At 70.8% G+C, this 15,859-nt stretch carries 18 protein-coding genes and 1 tRNA gene; 14 read left to right on the forward strand and 5 right to left on the reverse strand.

The genetic code is table 11. The annotated features are described in order from the left end of the window. Positions 1 to 59 precede the first annotated feature (59 nt). Genes ETO60_RS09865 through ETO60_RS09895 form a run of 7 tightly spaced genes read left to right on the forward strand, consistent with a single transcriptional unit; the run spans position 60 to position 5,411 of the window. Positions 60 to 824, forward strand: a complete 765-nt coding sequence (locus ETO60_RS09865) for a response regulator transcription factor (RefSeq protein WP_390612780.1) — start codon at positions 60 to 62, stop codon at positions 822 to 824. Beyond that, positions 817 to 2,415, forward strand: a complete 1,599-nt coding sequence (locus ETO60_RS09870; RefSeq protein WP_130005227.1) for a sensor histidine kinase — start codon at positions 817 to 819, stop codon at positions 2,413 to 2,415. Before ETO60_RS09865 ends, ETO60_RS09870 begins: the two co-directional genes overlap by 8 nt. After that, on the forward strand, positions 2,412 to 2,900 hold the full coding sequence (locus ETO60_RS09875; RefSeq protein WP_130005229.1) for an HPr kinase/phosphorylase: 489 nt from the start codon (positions 2,412 to 2,414) through the stop codon (positions 2,898 to 2,900). Before ETO60_RS09870 ends, ETO60_RS09875 begins: the two co-directional genes overlap by 4 nt. Further along, positions 2,897 to 3,850, forward strand: coding sequence for an RNase adapter RapZ (gene rapZ / locus ETO60_RS09880; RefSeq protein ID WP_234026435.1), 954 nt, complete (start codon positions 2,897 to 2,899; stop codon positions 3,848 to 3,850). Before ETO60_RS09875 ends, rapZ begins: the two co-directional genes overlap by 4 nt. A 50-nt stretch (positions 3,851 to 3,900) precedes the next feature. Next, on the forward strand, positions 3,901 to 4,332 hold the full coding sequence (locus ETO60_RS09885; RefSeq protein ID WP_130005231.1) for a PTS sugar transporter subunit IIA: 432 nt from the start codon (positions 3,901 to 3,903) through the stop codon (positions 4,330 to 4,332). Then, entirely contained in the window at positions 4,329 to 4,604 is a 276-nt protein-coding gene (locus ETO60_RS09890) for an HPr family phosphocarrier protein (protein ID WP_130005233.1), read from the forward strand. The genes ETO60_RS09885 and ETO60_RS09890 overlap by 4 nt, the downstream gene beginning before the upstream one ends. 9 nt (positions 4,605 to 4,613) lie before the next feature. Then, positions 4,614 to 5,411 (forward strand): TrmH family RNA methyltransferase, encoded by a 798-nt coding sequence (locus ETO60_RS09895; protein ID WP_130005235.1) that lies wholly within the window; start codon positions 4,614 to 4,616, stop codon positions 5,409 to 5,411. Positions 5,412 to 5,459: 48 nt separating this feature from the next. Here ETO60_RS09895 and rmuC read toward each other — a convergent pair whose 3' ends face one another. The 3 genes from rmuC to recR form a co-directional block, all read right to left on the reverse strand. After that, positions 5,460 to 6,938: a DNA recombination protein RmuC gene (rmuC, locus tag ETO60_RS09900; protein WP_130005237.1), complete on the reverse strand. Its 1,479-nt coding sequence runs from the start codon at positions 6,936 to 6,938 to the stop codon at positions 5,460 to 5,462. Positions 6,939 to 7,030: 92 nt separating this feature from the next. Continuing rightward, the gene (gene def, locus ETO60_RS09905) at positions 7,031 to 7,597 is read right to left on the reverse strand and encodes a peptide deformylase (RefSeq protein WP_130005239.1); all 567 of its coding nucleotides are present in this window, start codon (positions 7,595 to 7,597) and stop codon (positions 7,031 to 7,033) included. A 62-nt stretch (positions 7,598 to 7,659) separates the two neighbouring features. Beyond that, positions 7,660 to 8,256: a recombination mediator RecR gene (recR, locus tag ETO60_RS09910; protein ID WP_130005241.1), complete on the reverse strand. Its 597-nt coding sequence runs from the start codon at positions 8,254 to 8,256 to the stop codon at positions 7,660 to 7,662. Between the two features lie 52 nt (positions 8,257 to 8,308). Here recR and fmt point away from each other — a divergent pair, with 52 nt between their 5' ends. From fmt to ETO60_RS09925, 3 genes are read left to right on the forward strand one after another with little or no spacing between them, the layout of a single operon-like run. Beyond that, entirely contained in the window at positions 8,309 to 9,214 is a 906-nt protein-coding gene (fmt, locus tag ETO60_RS09915) for a methionyl-tRNA formyltransferase (RefSeq protein WP_130005243.1), read from the forward strand. Positions 9,215 to 9,219: 5 nt separating this feature from the next. After that, entirely contained in the window at positions 9,220 to 9,981 is a 762-nt protein-coding gene (gene truA / locus ETO60_RS09920) for a tRNA pseudouridine(38-40) synthase TruA (protein WP_130005246.1), read from the forward strand. Then, positions 9,978 to 11,081, forward strand: a complete 1,104-nt coding sequence (locus ETO60_RS09925) for a zinc-binding dehydrogenase (RefSeq protein WP_130005247.1) — start codon at positions 9,978 to 9,980, stop codon at positions 11,079 to 11,081. Before truA ends, ETO60_RS09925 begins: the two co-directional genes overlap by 4 nt. Before the next feature lie 6 nt (positions 11,082 to 11,087). Here ETO60_RS09925 and ETO60_RS09930 read toward each other — a convergent pair whose 3' ends face one another. After that, a complete protein-coding gene (locus ETO60_RS09930; RefSeq protein ID WP_130005249.1) occupies positions 11,088 to 12,065 on the reverse strand; it encodes an asparaginase in 978 nt (325 codons plus the stop codon). 83 nt (positions 12,066 to 12,148) lie between these two features. Here ETO60_RS09930 and ETO60_RS09935 point away from each other — a divergent pair. Then, positions 12,149 to 12,224 (forward strand) — tRNA-Val (locus ETO60_RS09935). Positions 12,225 to 12,258: 34 nt separating this feature from the next. Here the strand turns inward: ETO60_RS09935 and ETO60_RS09940 are convergent. After that, positions 12,259 to 12,828, reverse strand: a complete 570-nt coding sequence (locus ETO60_RS09940) for a TlpA family protein disulfide reductase (protein ID WP_234026436.1) — start codon at positions 12,826 to 12,828, stop codon at positions 12,259 to 12,261. A gap of 16 nt (positions 12,829 to 12,844) precedes the next feature. Here ETO60_RS09940 and argH point away from each other — a divergent pair, with 16 nt between their 5' ends. Genes argH through lysA form a run of 3 tightly spaced genes read left to right on the forward strand, consistent with a single transcriptional unit; the run spans position 12,845 to position 15,801 of the window. Then, positions 12,845 to 14,221 (forward strand): argininosuccinate lyase, encoded by a 1,377-nt coding sequence (gene argH, locus ETO60_RS09945; RefSeq protein WP_130005302.1) that lies wholly within the window; start codon positions 12,845 to 12,847, stop codon positions 14,219 to 14,221. Beyond that, positions 14,218 to 14,469: a hypothetical protein gene (locus ETO60_RS09950; protein ID WP_130005250.1), complete on the forward strand. Its 252-nt coding sequence runs from the start codon at positions 14,218 to 14,220 to the stop codon at positions 14,467 to 14,469. The genes argH and ETO60_RS09950 overlap by 4 nt, the downstream gene beginning before the upstream one ends. Before the next feature lie 57 nt (positions 14,470 to 14,526). Beyond that, positions 14,527 to 15,801 (forward strand): diaminopimelate decarboxylase, encoded by a 1,275-nt coding sequence (gene lysA / locus ETO60_RS09955; RefSeq protein ID WP_130005252.1) that lies wholly within the window; start codon positions 14,527 to 14,529, stop codon positions 15,799 to 15,801. Positions 15,802 to 15,859: the final 58 nt, after the last annotated feature.

Genomic DNA, 15,859 nt, shown 5'->3' on the forward strand with positions numbered 1-15,859 from the left:
CGGCACGGGGCGGCTGCGGCACGCCCTGCCCGTTGCGCCGTTCGGACCTGCGGCGTAGTTTGCCCCCCGTGACGCACCGCGAACACCCCGTGGCGCCGCAACTGGCGCAACAGACCATCGCGCTCGTCGATGACGACCGCAACATCCTCGCCACCGTGTCCATCGCGCTGCAGGCAGAAGGATTCGCGACTCGCACCTATGCCGATGCGGAAGCGGCGCTGGACGCGCTGCTCGCCGATCCGCCGGACCTCGCCGTGTTCGACATCAAGATGCCGCGCATGGACGGCATGGAGCTGCTGGCGCGCCTGCGGGAGAGATCCGATCTGCCGGTCATCTTCCTGACCAGCAAGGATGCGGAGGAGGACGAGGAAGCCGGTTTCGAGATGGGCGCGGACGACTACCTCGCCAAGCCGTTCAGCCTGCGCCTGCTGCTGGCGCGGATCCGCGCAGTTCTGCGGCGGACGGAGGCGCGGCGCCCTGCGGCCGTCGACGAACAGGCCCACGACACTCCCTCCGCGGGCGAGGTCATCCGGCGGGGACGGCTGACCATCGACCCGGAACGGCACCACGTGACATGGGACGACAAGCCCATCGCCCTTACCGTGACCGAGTTCCTCGTGCTGGAGGCGCTGGCCGAGCGGCCAGGCGTGATCCGCACGCGCAACCAGCTGATGCAGGCGGCTTATCCGGACGACGCCACGGTGGACGACCGGACGGTGGACAGCCACATCAAGCGGATGCGGCGCAAGTTCCGCGAGGTCGACCCCGACTTTGCCGGGATCGAGACGCTCTACGGAGCTGGCTACAGCTTCATTGATGACTGACGCGGCGCCGGCGGCTCCCCGGGCGGCCATGCGCCGCGACCCCTTGCGCGACCGGATCCGCTGGTCGCCGCGGCTGTCGCTGACCGGCCGGATCCTGATCGTCAACGTGCTCCCGCTCGCCCTGCTGGGCGGCGGACTGATCTTCGTCGACATTTACCGCAAGCAGTTGCTGACCGAACGGTTCAAGCTGGCGCTCATCGAGGCGCAGATCACCGCCGAGGCGCTGGCCGGGGCCTCACCCGAACGCCAGCAGGCGCTGCTGATCCAGATCGGCAAGGAACAGCGGCTGCGGCTGCGGCTGTTCGCGCGCGACGGAAGCCTGAAATACGACAGTTTCGCCCTCGCCCCGCCGTCGTTCCGGCTTGCGCCGCGCGCCCAGCCGGGAAGCGCGGAGGCGTTCTCCAGGGCGCTGGACAAGGCGTTCGACACGCTGGTGGGTGCGCCGCCGCTTCCGGACTACCGCGAACCCGCCGACCCGCACGCCCGGGCGTGGCCGGAACTGCGCCGGGCGCGCTCGGACAGCCTGACGCAGATCGTTCTTCGCGACGCGCCGGACGGCACGCACATCATCACGGCGGCAACCCCCGTCGGTCTCGACGGCGAAACGCTGCTGACGACGCGCAACCCGGTCGACATCACCCGGTCGGTGCGGCTCGCCCGCCAGCGCGTGCTGCTGGTGGTTCTGGGCGCGGTGGTGCTTTCCACGCTTCTGGCATGGTTTCTGGCCCGCACCATCGTGCTGCCGCTGCGCGAACTGGTGCAGGCGGCGATCCGGGTGCGCCAGGGACGCGAGCGGCTGGTGGAGGTGCCGCGCTTCGTCCATCGCGGCGACGAGATCGGGCTGCTTGCCCGCGCCGTGTCCGACATGAGCAGCGCCCTGCGCCAGAGGATCGACGCGGTGGAAAGCTTCGCCGCCGACGTCGCGCACGAGATCAAGAACCCGCTCGCCTCGCTCCGCAGCGCCGTGGAGTCGCTCGAGCGGGTCAAGGATCCGGACCTTGCCCGGCAACTGCTGGAGATTGCCCACCACGACGTGCGCCGCATCGACCGGCTGGTGACGGACATCTCCGAGGCGAGCCGCGTGGACGCGGAACTGTCGCGGGCGACGTTCGAGCCGGTGTCGCTCACCCGGCTCGCGGCCGCCGTGCTCGCCTCCCGCGAGGACCGCCACGAGAACGGCACCGTCACCATCGTCCTGGAGGCCGCGCCGGGTGAGCACATCGTCCAGGGAGTGCCCGCCCGGCTGGAGCGGGTGATCAACAATCTGCTCGACAACGCCGTGTCCTTCTCGCCGCCGCACGGCACCGTCGAGGTGACGATCGCGAGCGAGGGCGGGCGGACGAGCCTCACCGTCTCGGACCACGGCCCCGGCATTCCGCCGCAGGCGCGCGACAAGGTGTTCAAGCGCTTCCACTCGCTGCGGCCTGAGGGGGAGGCGTTCGGAAACCATTCCGGTCTCGGCCTCGCCATCGGCCGGACCATCGCCGAAGCCCATGACGGCACCCTGACCGCGCACGAGCGGGCGGATGGCGAACCCGGCGCCAGTCTGCGGCTGGAACTTCCGTCGGCGATGCGCAAGATGCGCGAATGACGGAACGCCGGCTCCTCATCAACGCCTCGGCGGCGCTCGTCGGGGGGCGCGGCATTCTCGTGCGCGGCGCGCCCGGCCGGGGCAAGACATCGCTGGTGCTGGCGCTTGTTGACCGCGGCGCCACGCTGGTCGGCGATGACGGCGTGGTGCTGGTCCGCGAAGGGGCGGTCCTTCGCCTCGAGCCGCCGCCGCGCGCCGCGGGGCTGCTGGAGGTGCGCGGCGTCGGGCTGGTTCCGTTGCCGGTGGCCGCAGGTCCGCTGTGCCTCGTGCTCGATCTCGACGGCGAGGCGTTGCGCCTGCCGGAAGAACCCGCGCGCTGCACCCTGCTGGACCTGAGCGTCCCGATGCTTGCCTTCGCGGCCGGCGACGCCGTGCAGGCGATCCGCGCGGAGTTCGCGCTGCGACAGTTCGGTCTGCCCGTGGAGGACGAGGGTGCCGACCCGCCGACGCGCGGCGCGGCGGCAGAACGGAGCGGGCGCCCGTGACGCCGGGACCGCGCGAACAGGAGACGGGCGCCGCCACACTGCCGCGCGCCGCAGGCAGACGGGTGCTGCTGATCGCCGGGCAGTCGGGAGCCGGCAAGACGACGGTGCTGCACGCGCTCGAGGATGCCGGGTGGGACACGATGGACAACATCCCCATCCGCTTCGTCGAGAAGCTCATCGCCGAGGAAAACGGCTCCTCGGCCCACCTTGCCATCGGCGTCGACCTGCGCGGAGCGGATCGTGACGCGGCCACGGCCCAGGCGCTCTGGAGCGGGGCCGTTTCCGGACAGGAGGACGGGCTTGCCACGCTGTTCCTGGCCTGCGGCGACGACGAGCTGGTGCGCCGCTACAACGAGACGCGCCGCCGCCATCCCTTCGCCCACGACCGCTCGCTCGTCGACGGGATTGCCGCCGAGAGAGCGCTGCTGGCGCCCTTTTGCGACAGTGCGCAGGTCGTCATCGACACCAGCCGCATGAGCCAGCAGGACCTGCGCGAGGCGGTGCGCAACCGCTTCATCCTTGCCGAAGGCGCTCCGCTGGTGGTGACCATCACCAGCTTCGGCTTTGCCCGCGGGATGCCGCCGCTCGCCGATCTCGTGTTCGACGTCCGGTTCCTGAGCAATCCGCACTGGGTGCCGCAGCTGCGCGAACTCACCGGCCTCGACGCGCCGGTCGCCCGCCACATCGCCGCCGACCCGGCCTATGCCGAGACTGTCCCGCGCATCGTCGCGCTCGTCGACACGCTGCTGCCCCACTACGCGCGGCAGGGGCGCAGCTATCTGACGGTGGCGATCGGCTGCACCGGCGGGCGGCACCGCTCGGTGCATGTGGCACACGTGCTGGCTGAGCACTTGCGCCGTCAGGGCTTTTCGACCACGGTCAGGCACAGCAACCTGCCTGCCGACGCGTCCCGAGCGTCGAACCGGACCGCAGGTTTCGGGCAGCAATGAACGGAACCCGTCGCGGGCAGCAGTCACCTTTGCGAAACGGCACTCACGAAATGATCGGTCTAGTTCTTGTCACACACGGGCGCCTCGCGGACTCCTTCGTGGAAGCGTGGGAGCATGTCGTCGGTCCGCAGACGCATGTCGCCACCATCTGCATCGGACCCAACGACAACATGGAGGAGCGGCGGGCGCAGATCGCCCGGTCCATCGCCGACGTGGATCAGGGCAGCGGCGCGATCCTCCTGACCGATCTGTTCGGCGGCACGCCGTCGAACCTCGCGATCAGCCTTCTGGAGGCCGGCCGGGTCGAGGTGCTGGCGGGCCTCAACCTGCCGATGCTGATCCGGCTGGCGAGCGTGCGGCGCACCATGGACATCGGCGCCGCCGTCAGCGCGGCGCAGCAGGCGGGGCGCAACTACATCACCATCGCGTCCGAGTTCCTCGGAGGTTGCAGCGACGCCGCATCCGGGCGGCAGGCGCAGTGACGGTGTCGCGCACGCTGGTGATCGTCAACCAGCGCGGACTGCACGCGCGGGCGAGCGCCCGGTTCGTCACCGCCGTCGCGAACCTTTCTCCCGACACACGGGTGGAGGTCGCCAAGGGGCCACACTGCGCCGCCGGCGGATCGATCCTCGGCCTGATGATGCTGGGCGCCGCGCGCGGAGACACGATCGAGCTGCGGGTGTCCGGTGCCGATGCCGACGCGGTGGCCGACCAGCTCGCGCAGCTGGTGTCGAGCGGCTTCGGCGAGGAGTGATCCGCGCCGATGCGGCATCAGGTCACCGGCTTCTCCAATCCCTTGGTCAAGGAGCTGCGGGCGCTGCGCGACAAGAAGCACCGCCGCCGTCAGGGCCGCTTCCTGGCCGAGGGATTGCGACTGCTGCTCGAAGGGCTGGATTGCGGGCATGTTCCCGACACGCTGGTGCTGGCCTCCGGCCGGGATCACCACCCGCGCATGGCCGAGCTTGAGGATGCCGTGGTGCGGGCGGGGGGCAGGGTTGTCGAGACCAGCCCCGACATTCTTGCGCGGATCACGGGGAAGGACAATCCGCAGGCCGTTGCCGGTGCCTATCGGGAATTTCCCCGCCCGCTCGCGGCGCTCGACCGGGACGCGGCGCCGTTGTGGCTGGTGGCTCACGAACTGCGCGATCCCGGCAATCTGGGGACGATGCTGCGCACCGGCGATGCAACCGGCGCCGGCGGGCTGATCCTGATCGGCGACTGCGTCGATCCGTTCTCGGTCGAGGCGGTCCGCGCCAGCATGGGGGCGATCTTCACCCAGGCGGTCGCTCTCGCAGGCTGGACCGAATTCCACGACTGGCTGCGTCACGGCCACGGCCAGCTCGTCGCCGCGTCCCTGCGCGAGGCGGTGCATTATCGCGAGGCGCCCTACGCCGCGCCCTGCTTCCTCCTGATCGGGAATGAATCCCGCGGCCTTCCGCAGGAGGTCGAGGCAGCCTGCGACCTGCGCGTCACCATGCCGATGCGCGGCCGGGCGGACAGCCTGAACGCGGCCATCGCCGCCGCGGTGCTCGCCTACGAGGTGCGGGCGCGGATCGGATGACGGCCAGCTAGCCGCGCACGTTCCCGCCAACCGCGTCCTCAACGCGCTCTACTCCGCCGCGTCGGGCCATTCGGGCAACTGTTCCGGCGTGTTGGCGGCGTTGTGGCGCGGCGCAGCCTCCACGAGCGGCACATCCGGGATCTCCGTCCGGCCGATCTCGACGCCCTTCTCCGCCAGCCGCCGTCCGGCGGACAGGACATTGCGGTCGAAGGAGCCGACAAAGCGGTTGTAGTTGTTGACCGCCGTGTCCAGGCCGGAGCCGACCCGCTTCAGATGCTCGGACGCCACGCGCAGCCGGTCGTAAAGCTCCGCCCCGTAGCGGCCGATCTCGCGCGCCTCGCGGGCGAGCGCGTCCTGCCGCCAGACCTGCGCGACTGTGCGCGCAAGCGCCACGAGATTGGTCGGCGTCGCGAGCAGCACGCGCCGCTCGAAGGCGAAATCCCACAGCCCCGGCTCGTGGTCGAGCGCCGCGGTGACGAAGTGCTCCCCCGGAACGAACATGATGACGTAATCGGGCGCATCCTCGAACTGGCTCTGGTAGGACTTGTCGGCAAGCGCCTGCACATGGCTGCGCATCGAGGCGACATGCCGCTTGAGCGCCGCCGCCTTGGCCTCCTCGCTGTCGGCCTCGAACGCTTCCTGATAGGCGTTGAGCGAGACCTTGGAGTCGATCACCAGCACCTTGCCGCCGGGAATGCGGACGATGGCGTCCGGGCGCAGCCGGCCCTCGCCGCCATCCACCGAATGTTCGAGGATGAAGTCGGTGTGCTGCGCCAGCCCGCACTGCTCCAGCAGGTTCTGCAGCGCCCGCTCGCCCCAGCGCCCGCGTGCCTTTGGCGCGTTGGTGAGCGAATTGCCGAGCCGCTGCGCCTCGCGGCGCACCGCTTCCTGCCCGGCGCGCAGCCCCTCGATCTGGCCGTGGAGGTGGCTGAAGGCGTCGGCGCGCTTCTCTTCCAGCGCGGCGACCTGTTCCTCGTAGCGTTGCAAGCGCTCGCTGACCGGCTTCAGAAGGTTCGCGACGGCTTCCTTGTTCGCCTTCTCGGCGCTGCCCAGCCGTTCCGTCGCGCTTTTCAGGAACTCCTCCTGCGCGTGTCCCAGCACCTTGCTGCCGGTCAGCTGGAACTCCTTGAGCAGCGCCTCGCGCGCTTCGACCAGCAGGCGCTTCTGCTCCTCGAAGTTCGCCGCGTTCGCCTTCAGCGTCGCCACTTCCGCCGACAGCACGCGAACCTTTTCCTGCAGCGGTTCGAGCGCGGCGGCGTGAGCGGTGCGTTCGCGGTCCAGCGCGTCCGCATGAGCCGCGCGCATTTCGTCCAGCTGCCGCTCGAGCGGCTCCACCCGGGCGGCCTGCACCCGCGCCGTGTCGGCATCGGCAAAGGCGCGCAGATACTTGGCCTCAAGCTCCTTTGCTTCGGCGTCGCGCGCCGCATGACGCGCCTTCCAGTCCGCGAGCGGCCGGGTTCCAAGCAGCCAGCCAAGAACGACCCCGGCCGCGAAACCGGCCACGACAAGCAAGGCGTAGGATTCCATGGGACGGAACGTAGCCGGAACGCGGCGGCGCGCAAGCCGGGACGCTCAGCTTTGCACAGCCTGCCCCGTGGCGGGACGCAGGCCGCCGATCCTCACGCCGCCTTGCGCAGCTTCTCCAGCTTCTTCAGCGCCATGTTCCGCTTGAGCCGCGACAGGTGGTCGATGAACAGCACACCGTTGAGATGATCCATCTCGTGCTGGAGACAGGTGGCGAGAAGCCCGTCCATCTCTTCCTCGTGCGAGGCGCCGTCGAGATCCTGCCAGCGGACGCGGCAGCGGGCGGGCCGCTCGACCTCGGCGTAGATGTCGGGGATCGACAGGCACCCTTCGTTGTAGGTCGCCAGCTCGCTGGACGTTTCGAGGATCTCGGGGTTCACGAACACGCGCGGTTCGCGGCGCGTGGGCTGATGGGTGTGGGCGTGCCCGTCATGGTCGCAGGCGACCGGGGCGGCGTCCGGATCCTCGGGCTGGAGGTCGATGACCAGCACGCGCCGGTCGACGCCGATCTGGATCGCGGCAAGCCCGATGCCGTGTGCATCGTACATCGTCTCGAACATGTCCGCGACGAGGGTGCGCAAGACGTCGTCGAACGTGTCCACCGGTCGCGACACGAGCTTGAGGCGTGCGTCGGGCACGCACAGGATCGGGTGAATGGCCATGGCGTCACGATAGTGCTCCGACCCGCCGCCAACAAGAGGCCGCGCTGGCGGCAGCCCGCCGATCAGGCCACCGGCCGACGGGCGCGCAGCGCCTGGGCCAGCGTGCCTTCGTCGAGATAGTCGAGCTCGCCGCCGACCGGCAGACCGTGCGCAAGCTGCGTCACCTTCACCGGGAACGCCTCCAGCCGGTCGGCAAGATAGTGCGCCGTGGTCTGCCCCTCGAGGGTGGCGTTCATCGCCAGCACCACCTCGTCGATGCCGCCGCTCTCGATCCGGGCCATCAGCCGGTCGATCGCCAGATCCTCCGGCCGCACGCCGTCCAGCGCGGAAAGCCGCCCGCCCAGCACGTGAAAGCGCCCGGCGAACAGCCGCGCCCGGTCGAGCGCCCAGAGATCGGCCACCTCCTCGACCACGCACAGCGACCGTTCGTCCCGGCGGGGATCGGCGCAGATCGCGCACGGGTCGCGGGTGTCGACATTGCCGCATTGCGCACATTCGACGAGGGTGTCGGCCATCCGCGTCAGCGCGTCGCGAAGCGCCGGAAGGGCGGTGGCGCGGCGCTTGACCAGCCACAGCACCGCCCGCCGCGCCGAACGCGGCCCCAGCCCCGGCAGCCGGGCCAGCGCGCCGGCCAGATCCTCGATCTCTTGCGATGCCATGGCGTTTGCAGATAGGGACCGGGCAGGCTTGAGGAAAGGTCCGGCGTCCGCCATGCGCATCGTCTTCATGGGAACGCCCGCCTTCGCGGTGCCGACGCTGGAACGGCTGCGCACCGAGGGGCACGAGGTCGTCGCCGTCTACACGCAGCCGCCCCGTCCGGCCGGCCGCGGCAAGCAGCTTCAGCCCTCGCCGGTCCAGCGCGCGGCCGAAGCCGCCGGGCTGGAGGTGCGCTGCCCCGCCCGCCTGCGCGAGGCGGACGAGCAGGCCCGCTTCGCCGCTCTCGATGCCGATGTGGCCGTCGTGGCGGCCTACGGGCTGATCCTGCCGCGCGCGGTGCTCGAGGCGCCGCGGCTCGGCTGCCTCAACGTGCATGCCTCGCTGCTGCCGCGCTGGCGCGGAGCGGCGCCGATCCAGCGGGCCATTCTCGCCGGCGACACCGTCACCGGGGTGACGATCATGCAGATGGAGCAGGGCCTCGACACCGGACCGATGCTCGCCCGGGCGGCGACGCCGATCGCCGACAAGACCACGGGCGCGCTGACGGAGGAGCTGGCAACGCTCGGCGCCGGGCTGATGGCGCAGGTGCTGGCCGATCCGCGCGGCTTTGCGCCCGTCATGCAGAACGATGCGGAGGCGACCCTCGCGCCCAAGGTTATCAAGAGCGAGGCACGGATCGACTGGACCGCCACCGCTTGCCAGATCGAACGGCAGGTCCGCGCCTTCGCCCCGGCGCCGGGTGCATGGTTCGAGCACGAGGGCGAACGCTTCCGCATCCTGCGCGCCGAGACGCTGGAGGCGGCGGGAGAGGCGGGCACGGTGATGGACGAGGCGCTCACGATTGCCTGCGGAGAAGGCGCCATCCGCCCCCTGCTGGTGCAGCGCGCCGGACGTCCTGCCATGGAGCCGGCGGCCCTGTTGCGCGGACGGGCGATCCCACCGGGCACGCGGCTGCGCTGACGCCGGTGCCGCGCTATGCCCTCACGCTCGAATTCGACGGCGCGCCCTTCTTCGGCCTGCAGCGCCAGGCGCACGGGCCAAGCGTGCAGCAGGTGGTGGAGGACGCTGCATTCGCCGTTCTCGGCGAAAGGGTCACGCTGCACAGCGCAGGCCGCACCGACAGCGGCGTCCACGCGCTTGCCATGCGGTGCCATTTCGATGCCGCACGCGCCATGAGCGCGTTCCGCATGCAGGAGGCGCTGAACGCCCGCATGCGTCCGGCTCCCGTTGCCGTCACCGCCTGCGTCCTTGCCCCGGAAAGCTGGCACGCCCGGTTTTCCTGCACCGGACGCCGTTATCTTTACCGCATCCTCAACCGGCGTGCCCCGCCCGCGCTGCTGCGCGGCCGGGTGTGGCATGTCGCGCGCCCTCTGGACGTCGACGAGATGAACCGGGCGGCACGGCTGCTGGTGGGCCGTCACGACTTCACCACCTTCCGCTCCGTGCACTGCCAGGCGGCGAGCGCGGTCAAGACGCTGGACCGGCTGGAGGTCGAGCAGGTGGGGGAGGAGGTGCACATCCACGCAGCCGCGCGCAGCTTCCTGCATCACCAGGTGCGGTCCATGACCGGCTGCCTCGTGCTCGCGGGGCAGGGCCGCTGGAGCGCGCAGCGCGTGGGCGAGGCGCTGGCCGCGAGGGACCGCCGCCAGCTCGGTCTCAACGCCCCGCCGCACGGCCTCTACTTCGTGGCCGCCGATTACGAACCCTTTGAGGAGAATGCATCATGACCACCGGCCGCCAGCTGTTCACGACCCTTGCCTCCGACGGGACGCTCACCGTGGAGCTTGGCGAGGTCACCGTGCCGGAACCCGGGCCGAACCAGGTGCTCGTGCGCATGGAGGCCGCGCCCATCAACCCGTCCGACCTTGCCCTGCTGTTCGGGCCCGCCGACCTCGAAAACGCGCAGTACACGCCCGGCAGGATCGTCGCGCAGGTTCCGGAACCCTTTGCCAGCGCCATGAAGGGTCGGCAGGGTCAACGGCTGCCGGTCGGCAACGAGGGGGCCGGCACCGTCATGGCCGCGGGCGCGAACGCAGCGGCACTGGTCGGGCAGCGGGTCGCCTGCGTCCCCGGGAACGCCTATGCCGAATACGTCGTCGCCGACGCCGCCATGTGTCTGCCGCTTGGCGATCTCAGCGCGCAGCAGGGCGCCTCGGCCTTCGTCAATCCGATGACCGCCCTCGGCTTTGCGGAAACCGCGCGTGCCGGTGGTCACCAGGCGCTCATCCACGCGGCGGCCGCCTCGAACCTGGGCCGGATGCTCAACCGGATCTGCCAGGAGGACGGGCTGGCGCTCGTCAACATCGTGCGCAGCGACTCCCAGGTCGAACTGCTGCGTGAGGCGGGCGCCGAGCATGTGGTCAACTCCTCGGACGAGGATTTCCCCGCCCGGCTGCGCGACGCCATCGACGCGACCGGAGCCTTTCTCGGCTTCGACCCGATCGGCGGCGGCCGGCTCGTCGACACCTGCTTCAAGGCGATGGAACAGGTCGCCGTGGCGCGGATGGGCGAATACAGCCGCTATGGCTCCAACCAGCAGAAGACCATGTACATCTACGGCCGGCTCGACCTGTCGCCGACGATCCTCACCCCGTCCTACGGCTTCGGCTGGACCCTGTCCGGCTGGCTGCTGACGCCCTTCCTGCAACAGGCCGGCCTCGAGACGGTGATGCGGATGCGCGAGCGGGTCCGGGCCGGGCTGACGACCACCTTTGCCAGCCACTATTCGGCGCAGGTGACGCTTGACGACATGCTCACCCGCGACGCGGCGATGCGGTACAGCCGGATGCGCACGGGCGAGAAGTATCTGGTCCTGCCGAACGGCTGATCCGGCTCAGCAGGCGTCGAAGGCCCGCTGGACCCCGGCGGGATCGCGCACGCCGCTGGCGAGCAGGACCTGGAGGACGATGCGCGCCTTGGCCGGGCCGAGGGTGCGGGCGGCGACGAAGCCGTCCGCCTCGTCGCGCTCGTCCCGCTCCACCGCGCCTTCGTCCACCCGGCTCGACCGCACGACGACGACGCCGGCGCGGGCGAGGCCTGCGAGACAGCGGCGCACGTCCTGCGGCGCGTTGCCCTCCCCCACTCCGGCGAGCACGACGCCCGCGGCGTCGCGCGCCAGGGCGGTCACGGCGGCGGCATCCATCTGCGCGTGGGCATACAGGACGGGAACCCGCGGAAAGCGTTCGGGAAAGCCGTAGCGGGCGGGACGGTCCACCGCCCATGGCGCCCCGAACCAGTCCAGCGAATGCGGCGTCACAAGCGCGACGCCATCGCGGGGATAGCCCCGGAAGGCGTCGAGGCTGCTCGTCCGGGCCTTGCGCGCATCGCGGGCGGCGAGAACCTTGTCGCCCATGACCAGCAGCACGCCGCGCCCCGCCGCGGCCGCGTCGCCGGCCACCTGCACCGCGTTCACGAAATTGCGCAGTCCGTCGCTGCCCACCGCATCGCTCGGCCGCATCGCCCCGACCAGAACCACCGGCTTGGTGGTGGGCAGGGTCAGGTCGAGCAGCATCGCCGTCTCCTCGGCGGTGTCGGTCCCGTGCGTGATGATCACGCCGTCCACGAGCGGATCGTCCATGGCGGCCGTGCATCCCTCCCACAGCAGGCGCCACAGCGCGGTGGTGATGTCCTCCGAGCCGATGGCGGCAAGCTGCCGTCCGCGCAGGGTGCAGCCGGGCACCAACGGGGCAACGCGCGCAAGCAGTTCCGCAATGTCGATCTGGCCCGGAAGGTAGCTGCGGGCGGTCGCGGACCCCGCCCGGCCGGCGATGGTCCCGCCGGTCGCGAGCACGAGAAGATGAGAGGCGGTCATGCGCCAGCCGCTAGGGCATCGCCGCGCCGGCGCATAGCGGCTTGATCATGATGCCGGGAGCGCTATGACCCCGGCACGGCCGCGGGTGATTAGCTCAGTTGGTAGAGCATCTCGTTTACACCGAGAGGGTCGGCAGTTCGAGCCTGTCATCACCCACCAGCCGGTCCGCCCCCCGGCCGGCCGCGCGCGGCGGTCAGCGACCGGGCGGCGCGGTGTCCAGCCCCTCTTCCACCATCGCGAAGGCGTCGGCGCTCGACCAGTCGAACGGGCCGGTGAGGCGCCACACCTCGCGCCCCTCGGCATCGTAGAGCACCGTCAGCGGCAGCGCCTCGGCGCCAAGGCTCTCGGTCAGCCGGTTGGACGGATCGAGCCAGGGGTCGAGGTGGCGCAAGCCCGTGCGCGCGAAGAACGGGCCGACCACGTCCGCTCCGCGCACGTCCTGGCTCGCGGCGACCACGGCGAGCCGGTCGGCGAAATGGGCGGCGAGACGATCGAGCTGCGGCATTTCCTCGACGCAGGGAGCGCACCAGGTCGCCCACAGGTTGACCAGCACCGGCCGCCCCTCGAGATGCGAGAGGTCAAGCTGCCGGCCGGCCGGGTCGGTGAGGACGACGCCGGGCAGCGGGTCGCCGGCATGCGTTCGCACAAGGCCCGCTGCCGGCTGCGCAGCGCCCGTTCCTTGCGCCGGGGGCGCCGCGCCCGTATCGCACCCCGCGACACCGAGACCAAGGGCGCACAGCAGCATGAACGAGAAACGGGACATGGCGGCTTCCAACACGATGTGGGGCGGCAGGTTCGCGGGCGGACCTAGCGCGGTGATGCGCGAAATCAACGCTTCCATTCCGTTCGACAAGGCTCTCTGGCGCCACGACATCACGGCCAGCCAGGCGCATGTCGCCATGCTGGAGGCGCAGGGCATCGTGTCCGCCGATGACGCCGCAGCGATCCGGGACGGCCTGCGCCGCATCGCGGACGAGTACGAGGCGAACGGCGTTCCCGAAGATTGGTCGCTTGAAGACATCCACATGACCGTGGAACACCGTCTGGCCGAGCTCATCGGTCTCGCCGCCGGCCGGCTCCACACGGCGCGCAGCCGGAACGACCAGGTGGCGACCGACCTGCGGCTGTGGGTGCGCGACGCGACGGACCGCGCGCTCGCCGGTGTGCGCGCGCTGCAGGACGCTCTGCTGGACCAGACAGAGCGGCATGCCGACACGATCATGCCCGGCTTCACTCACCTCCAGATCGCCCAGCCGCTCACGCTCGGCCATCATCTCCTTGCGTATGTCGAAATGCTCGAGAGGGACCGGAGCCGGTTTGCCGATGCCCGGACCCGCGCCGACGAATGCCCGCTCGGGGCGGCGGCGCTGGCCGGCACGGGCTTCCCCATCGACCGCCACGCCACCGCGCAGGCGCTGGGCTTTTCGCGGCCGATGCGCAACAGCATGGATGCCGTGTCCGACCGGGATTTCGTGCTCGACTATCTTCAGGCGGCCGCGCAATGCGCGCTGCACCTGTCCCGGCTGGCCGAGGAGTTCGTCCTGTGGGCCAGCCAGCCGTTCGGCTTCGTCACCCTTCCCGATGCGCTGTCCACCGGCAGCTCCATCATGCCGCAGAAGCGCAATCCGGACGCGGCAGAGCTGGTGCGCGGCCATTGCGGCCGGATCGTGGGATGCCTGACCAGCCTCATGGTGACAATGAAGGGCCTGCCCCTCGCCTATTCCAAGGACATGCAGGACGACAAGCCGCCGGTGTTCGAGGCGGCGGGGCTGCTCGACCTGTCGCTGGCGGCCATGGCGGGGATGGTGGCCGGCAGCTCCTTCCGCGCGGACCGGATGCGGGCGGCCGCCGAACAGGGGTTCGCGACGGCCACCGATCTTGCCGACTGGCTGGTGCGCGAGGCCGGGTTGCCGTTCCGCGAGGCGCACCACGTCACCGGCGCGCTGGTGCGCATGGCGGAGGACGCCGGCATCGCATTGGCCGATCTGCCGCTCGAGCGGATGCAGGCGTGCGATCCGCGCATCCACGCCGGCGTCTATGCGGTTCTGTCGGTCGAGGCTTCCGTTGCCCGGCGCACAAGCTATGGTGGCACGGCCCCCGAAGAAGTGCGCCGGCAGCTGGCGGCCGCCCGCGCGCGCCTGGACGAGACCGGATGACGATGCGCACGATCGTTTTCTGCTGCACCTTGCTGGCCGCCGCGCTGGCGGGTGGCTGCGCCAACCGCACCATGCTCGAACCGGCGCCGGGTGCCTCCCTGCCCGCGACGGCATACGGCGCCGACAGCGTGTCGGATGCGGACCGGCTCCTGCAGGTGCCGGTGCAGGCGGTGCCGACCCGCAGCCAGGAACTGCGCACCCGTTCGGAACGGCGCGACGACGATCCGTTCGACCTGCCGCCACCCTGAAGAGCCGCGCCCGCCCGTCCGGGCGCACCGACGAGGCCGAGCTTGCCGGAGATTGTGATGACTGCCTTCACCCTGCGCGACGGGGCCATGCATGCCGAGGACGTGCCGCTCGCCACCATCGCGCAGGAGGTGGGAACGCCGGTCTACGTGTACTCGCGGCGCATGCTGGAGGAACGGGCCACTGCATTTCGCACCGCGGTGGCGGGCCTGGGCGCTCCGCTGGTCGCCTTCGCGGTTAAGGCCAACCCGAACCTTGCCGTGCTCCGGGTGCTGGCGGCGCAGGGGCTCGGCGCCGATGTGGTGAGCGGCGGCGAGCTTCGCCGGGCCCTTGCCGCGGGAGTTCCGCCGGCAAGCATCATCTTTTCCGGTGTCGGAAAGACCTCCGCCGAACTGGGCGAAGCGATGGCGGCCGGCATCGGCCAGCTCAACATCGAGTCGGTGGAGGAGGCGGAGGAAGTGTCCGCGCTCGCACAGGTGGCGGGCACGCGGGTGCCCTGCGCTCTGCGGGTCAACCCGGATGTCGATGCGGGCACGCATGACAAGATCACGACCGGCCGGGCGGACAGCAAGTTCGGCGTGCTGCTGCGTCACGCTCCTCAGGCCTATGCACAATTGGCCGCCCTCCCCGGTCTGCACGTGCGTGGTCTGGCCGTGCACATCGGCAGCCAGCTGACCGGGCTGGAGCCGCTTGAACATGCCTTTGCGCGTGTCGGCACGCTGCTCGCCGCGCTGCGCGACGCCGGCCACACGATCACGCATGTCGATCTGGGTGGCGGGCTCGGCGTGCCATACCGTCCGGGAGACACCGTGCCGTCGCTCGCGGCGTATGCGGCGATGGTCGCGCGGGTGACGCAGGGCTGGAACGTGCAGCTGCTGTTCGAGCCGGGCCGGATCATCGCCGCCGAGGCCGGGGTTCTGCTGACCCGGGTCATCCGAGTGAAGCGCGGCCTCGCCCATCCGTTCCTCGTCGTCGACGCCGGCATGAACGATCTGGCCAGGCCGGCGCTCTACGGCGCCTGGCACGCCTTCGAAGCCGTGCAGCCGACAGGCGGGCGGATGCGGGCCAACATCGTCGGGCCGATCTGCGAGAGCGGCGACACCTTCGCCACGGAGCGTGACACCGATGCGCTGCGCAGCGGCGACCTTGCCGTCTTCCGCACGGCCGGGGCGTACGGGGCCACCATGGCGTCGAGCTACAACTCGCGCGGCTTCGTTCCCGAAGTGCTGGTCGACGGGGACCGCTATGCCGTGGTGGCGCAGCGGATCGCTCCCGACACGATCATGAACGCCGAATGCGTCCCCGACTGGCTGCCCGAGGCCGCGAGGGGCTAGGCGGCGAGGGACTGGCGGCAAAGGACTGGCCGGCGAGGGACTGAGCGAGACGAGCCCG

Source organism: Qipengyuania thermophila (genome assembly GCF_004153605.1).
In the GTDB taxonomy this organism is placed as follows: Bacteria; Pseudomonadota; Alphaproteobacteria; order Sphingomonadales; family Sphingomonadaceae; genus Qipengyuania_B; species Qipengyuania_B thermophila.

Excerpts from the sequence above, each read along its gene's own strand:
- recR (WP_130005241.1), bottom strand. The coding sequence starts at position 8,256 with ATGGCATCGCAAGAGATCGAGGATCTGGCCGGCGCGCTGGCCCGGCTG.
- fmt (WP_130005243.1), top strand. The coding sequence starts at position 8,309 with ATGCGCATCGTCTTCATGGGAACGCCCGCCTTCGCGGTGCCGACGCTG.
- ETO60_RS09940 (WP_234026436.1), bottom strand. The coding sequence starts at position 12,828 with ATGTCCCGTTTCTCGTTCATGCTGCTGTGCGCCCTTGGTCTCGGTGTC.
- ETO60_RS09950 (WP_130005250.1), top strand. The coding sequence starts at position 14,218 with ATGACGATGCGCACGATCGTTTTCTGCTGCACCTTGCTGGCCGCCGCG.
- def (WP_130005239.1), bottom strand. The coding sequence starts at position 7,597 with ATGGCCATTCACCCGATCCTGTGCGTGCCCGACGCACGCCTCAAGCTC.
- ETO60_RS09885 (WP_130005231.1), top strand. The coding sequence starts at position 3,901 with ATGATCGGTCTAGTTCTTGTCACACACGGGCGCCTCGCGGACTCCTTC.
- ETO60_RS09930 (WP_130005249.1), bottom strand. The coding sequence starts at position 12,065 with ATGACCGCCTCTCATCTTCTCGTGCTCGCGACCGGCGGGACCATCGCC.
- argH (WP_130005302.1), top strand. The coding sequence starts at position 12,845 with ATGTGGGGCGGCAGGTTCGCGGGCGGACCTAGCGCGGTGATGCGCGAA.
- ETO60_RS09895 (WP_130005235.1), top strand. The coding sequence starts at position 4,614 with ATGCGGCATCAGGTCACCGGCTTCTCCAATCCCTTGGTCAAGGAGCTG.
- ETO60_RS09925 (WP_130005247.1), top strand. The coding sequence starts at position 9,978 with ATGACCACCGGCCGCCAGCTGTTCACGACCCTTGCCTCCGACGGGACG.
- ETO60_RS09870 (WP_130005227.1), top strand. The coding sequence starts at position 817 with ATGACTGACGCGGCGCCGGCGGCTCCCCGGGCGGCCATGCGCCGCGAC.
- rmuC (WP_130005237.1), bottom strand. The coding sequence starts at position 6,938 with ATGGAATCCTACGCCTTGCTTGTCGTGGCCGGTTTCGCGGCCGGGGTC.
- lysA (WP_130005252.1), top strand. The coding sequence starts at position 14,527 with ATGACTGCCTTCACCCTGCGCGACGGGGCCATGCATGCCGAGGACGTG.
- ETO60_RS09875 (WP_130005229.1), top strand. The coding sequence starts at position 2,412 with ATGACGGAACGCCGGCTCCTCATCAACGCCTCGGCGGCGCTCGTCGGG.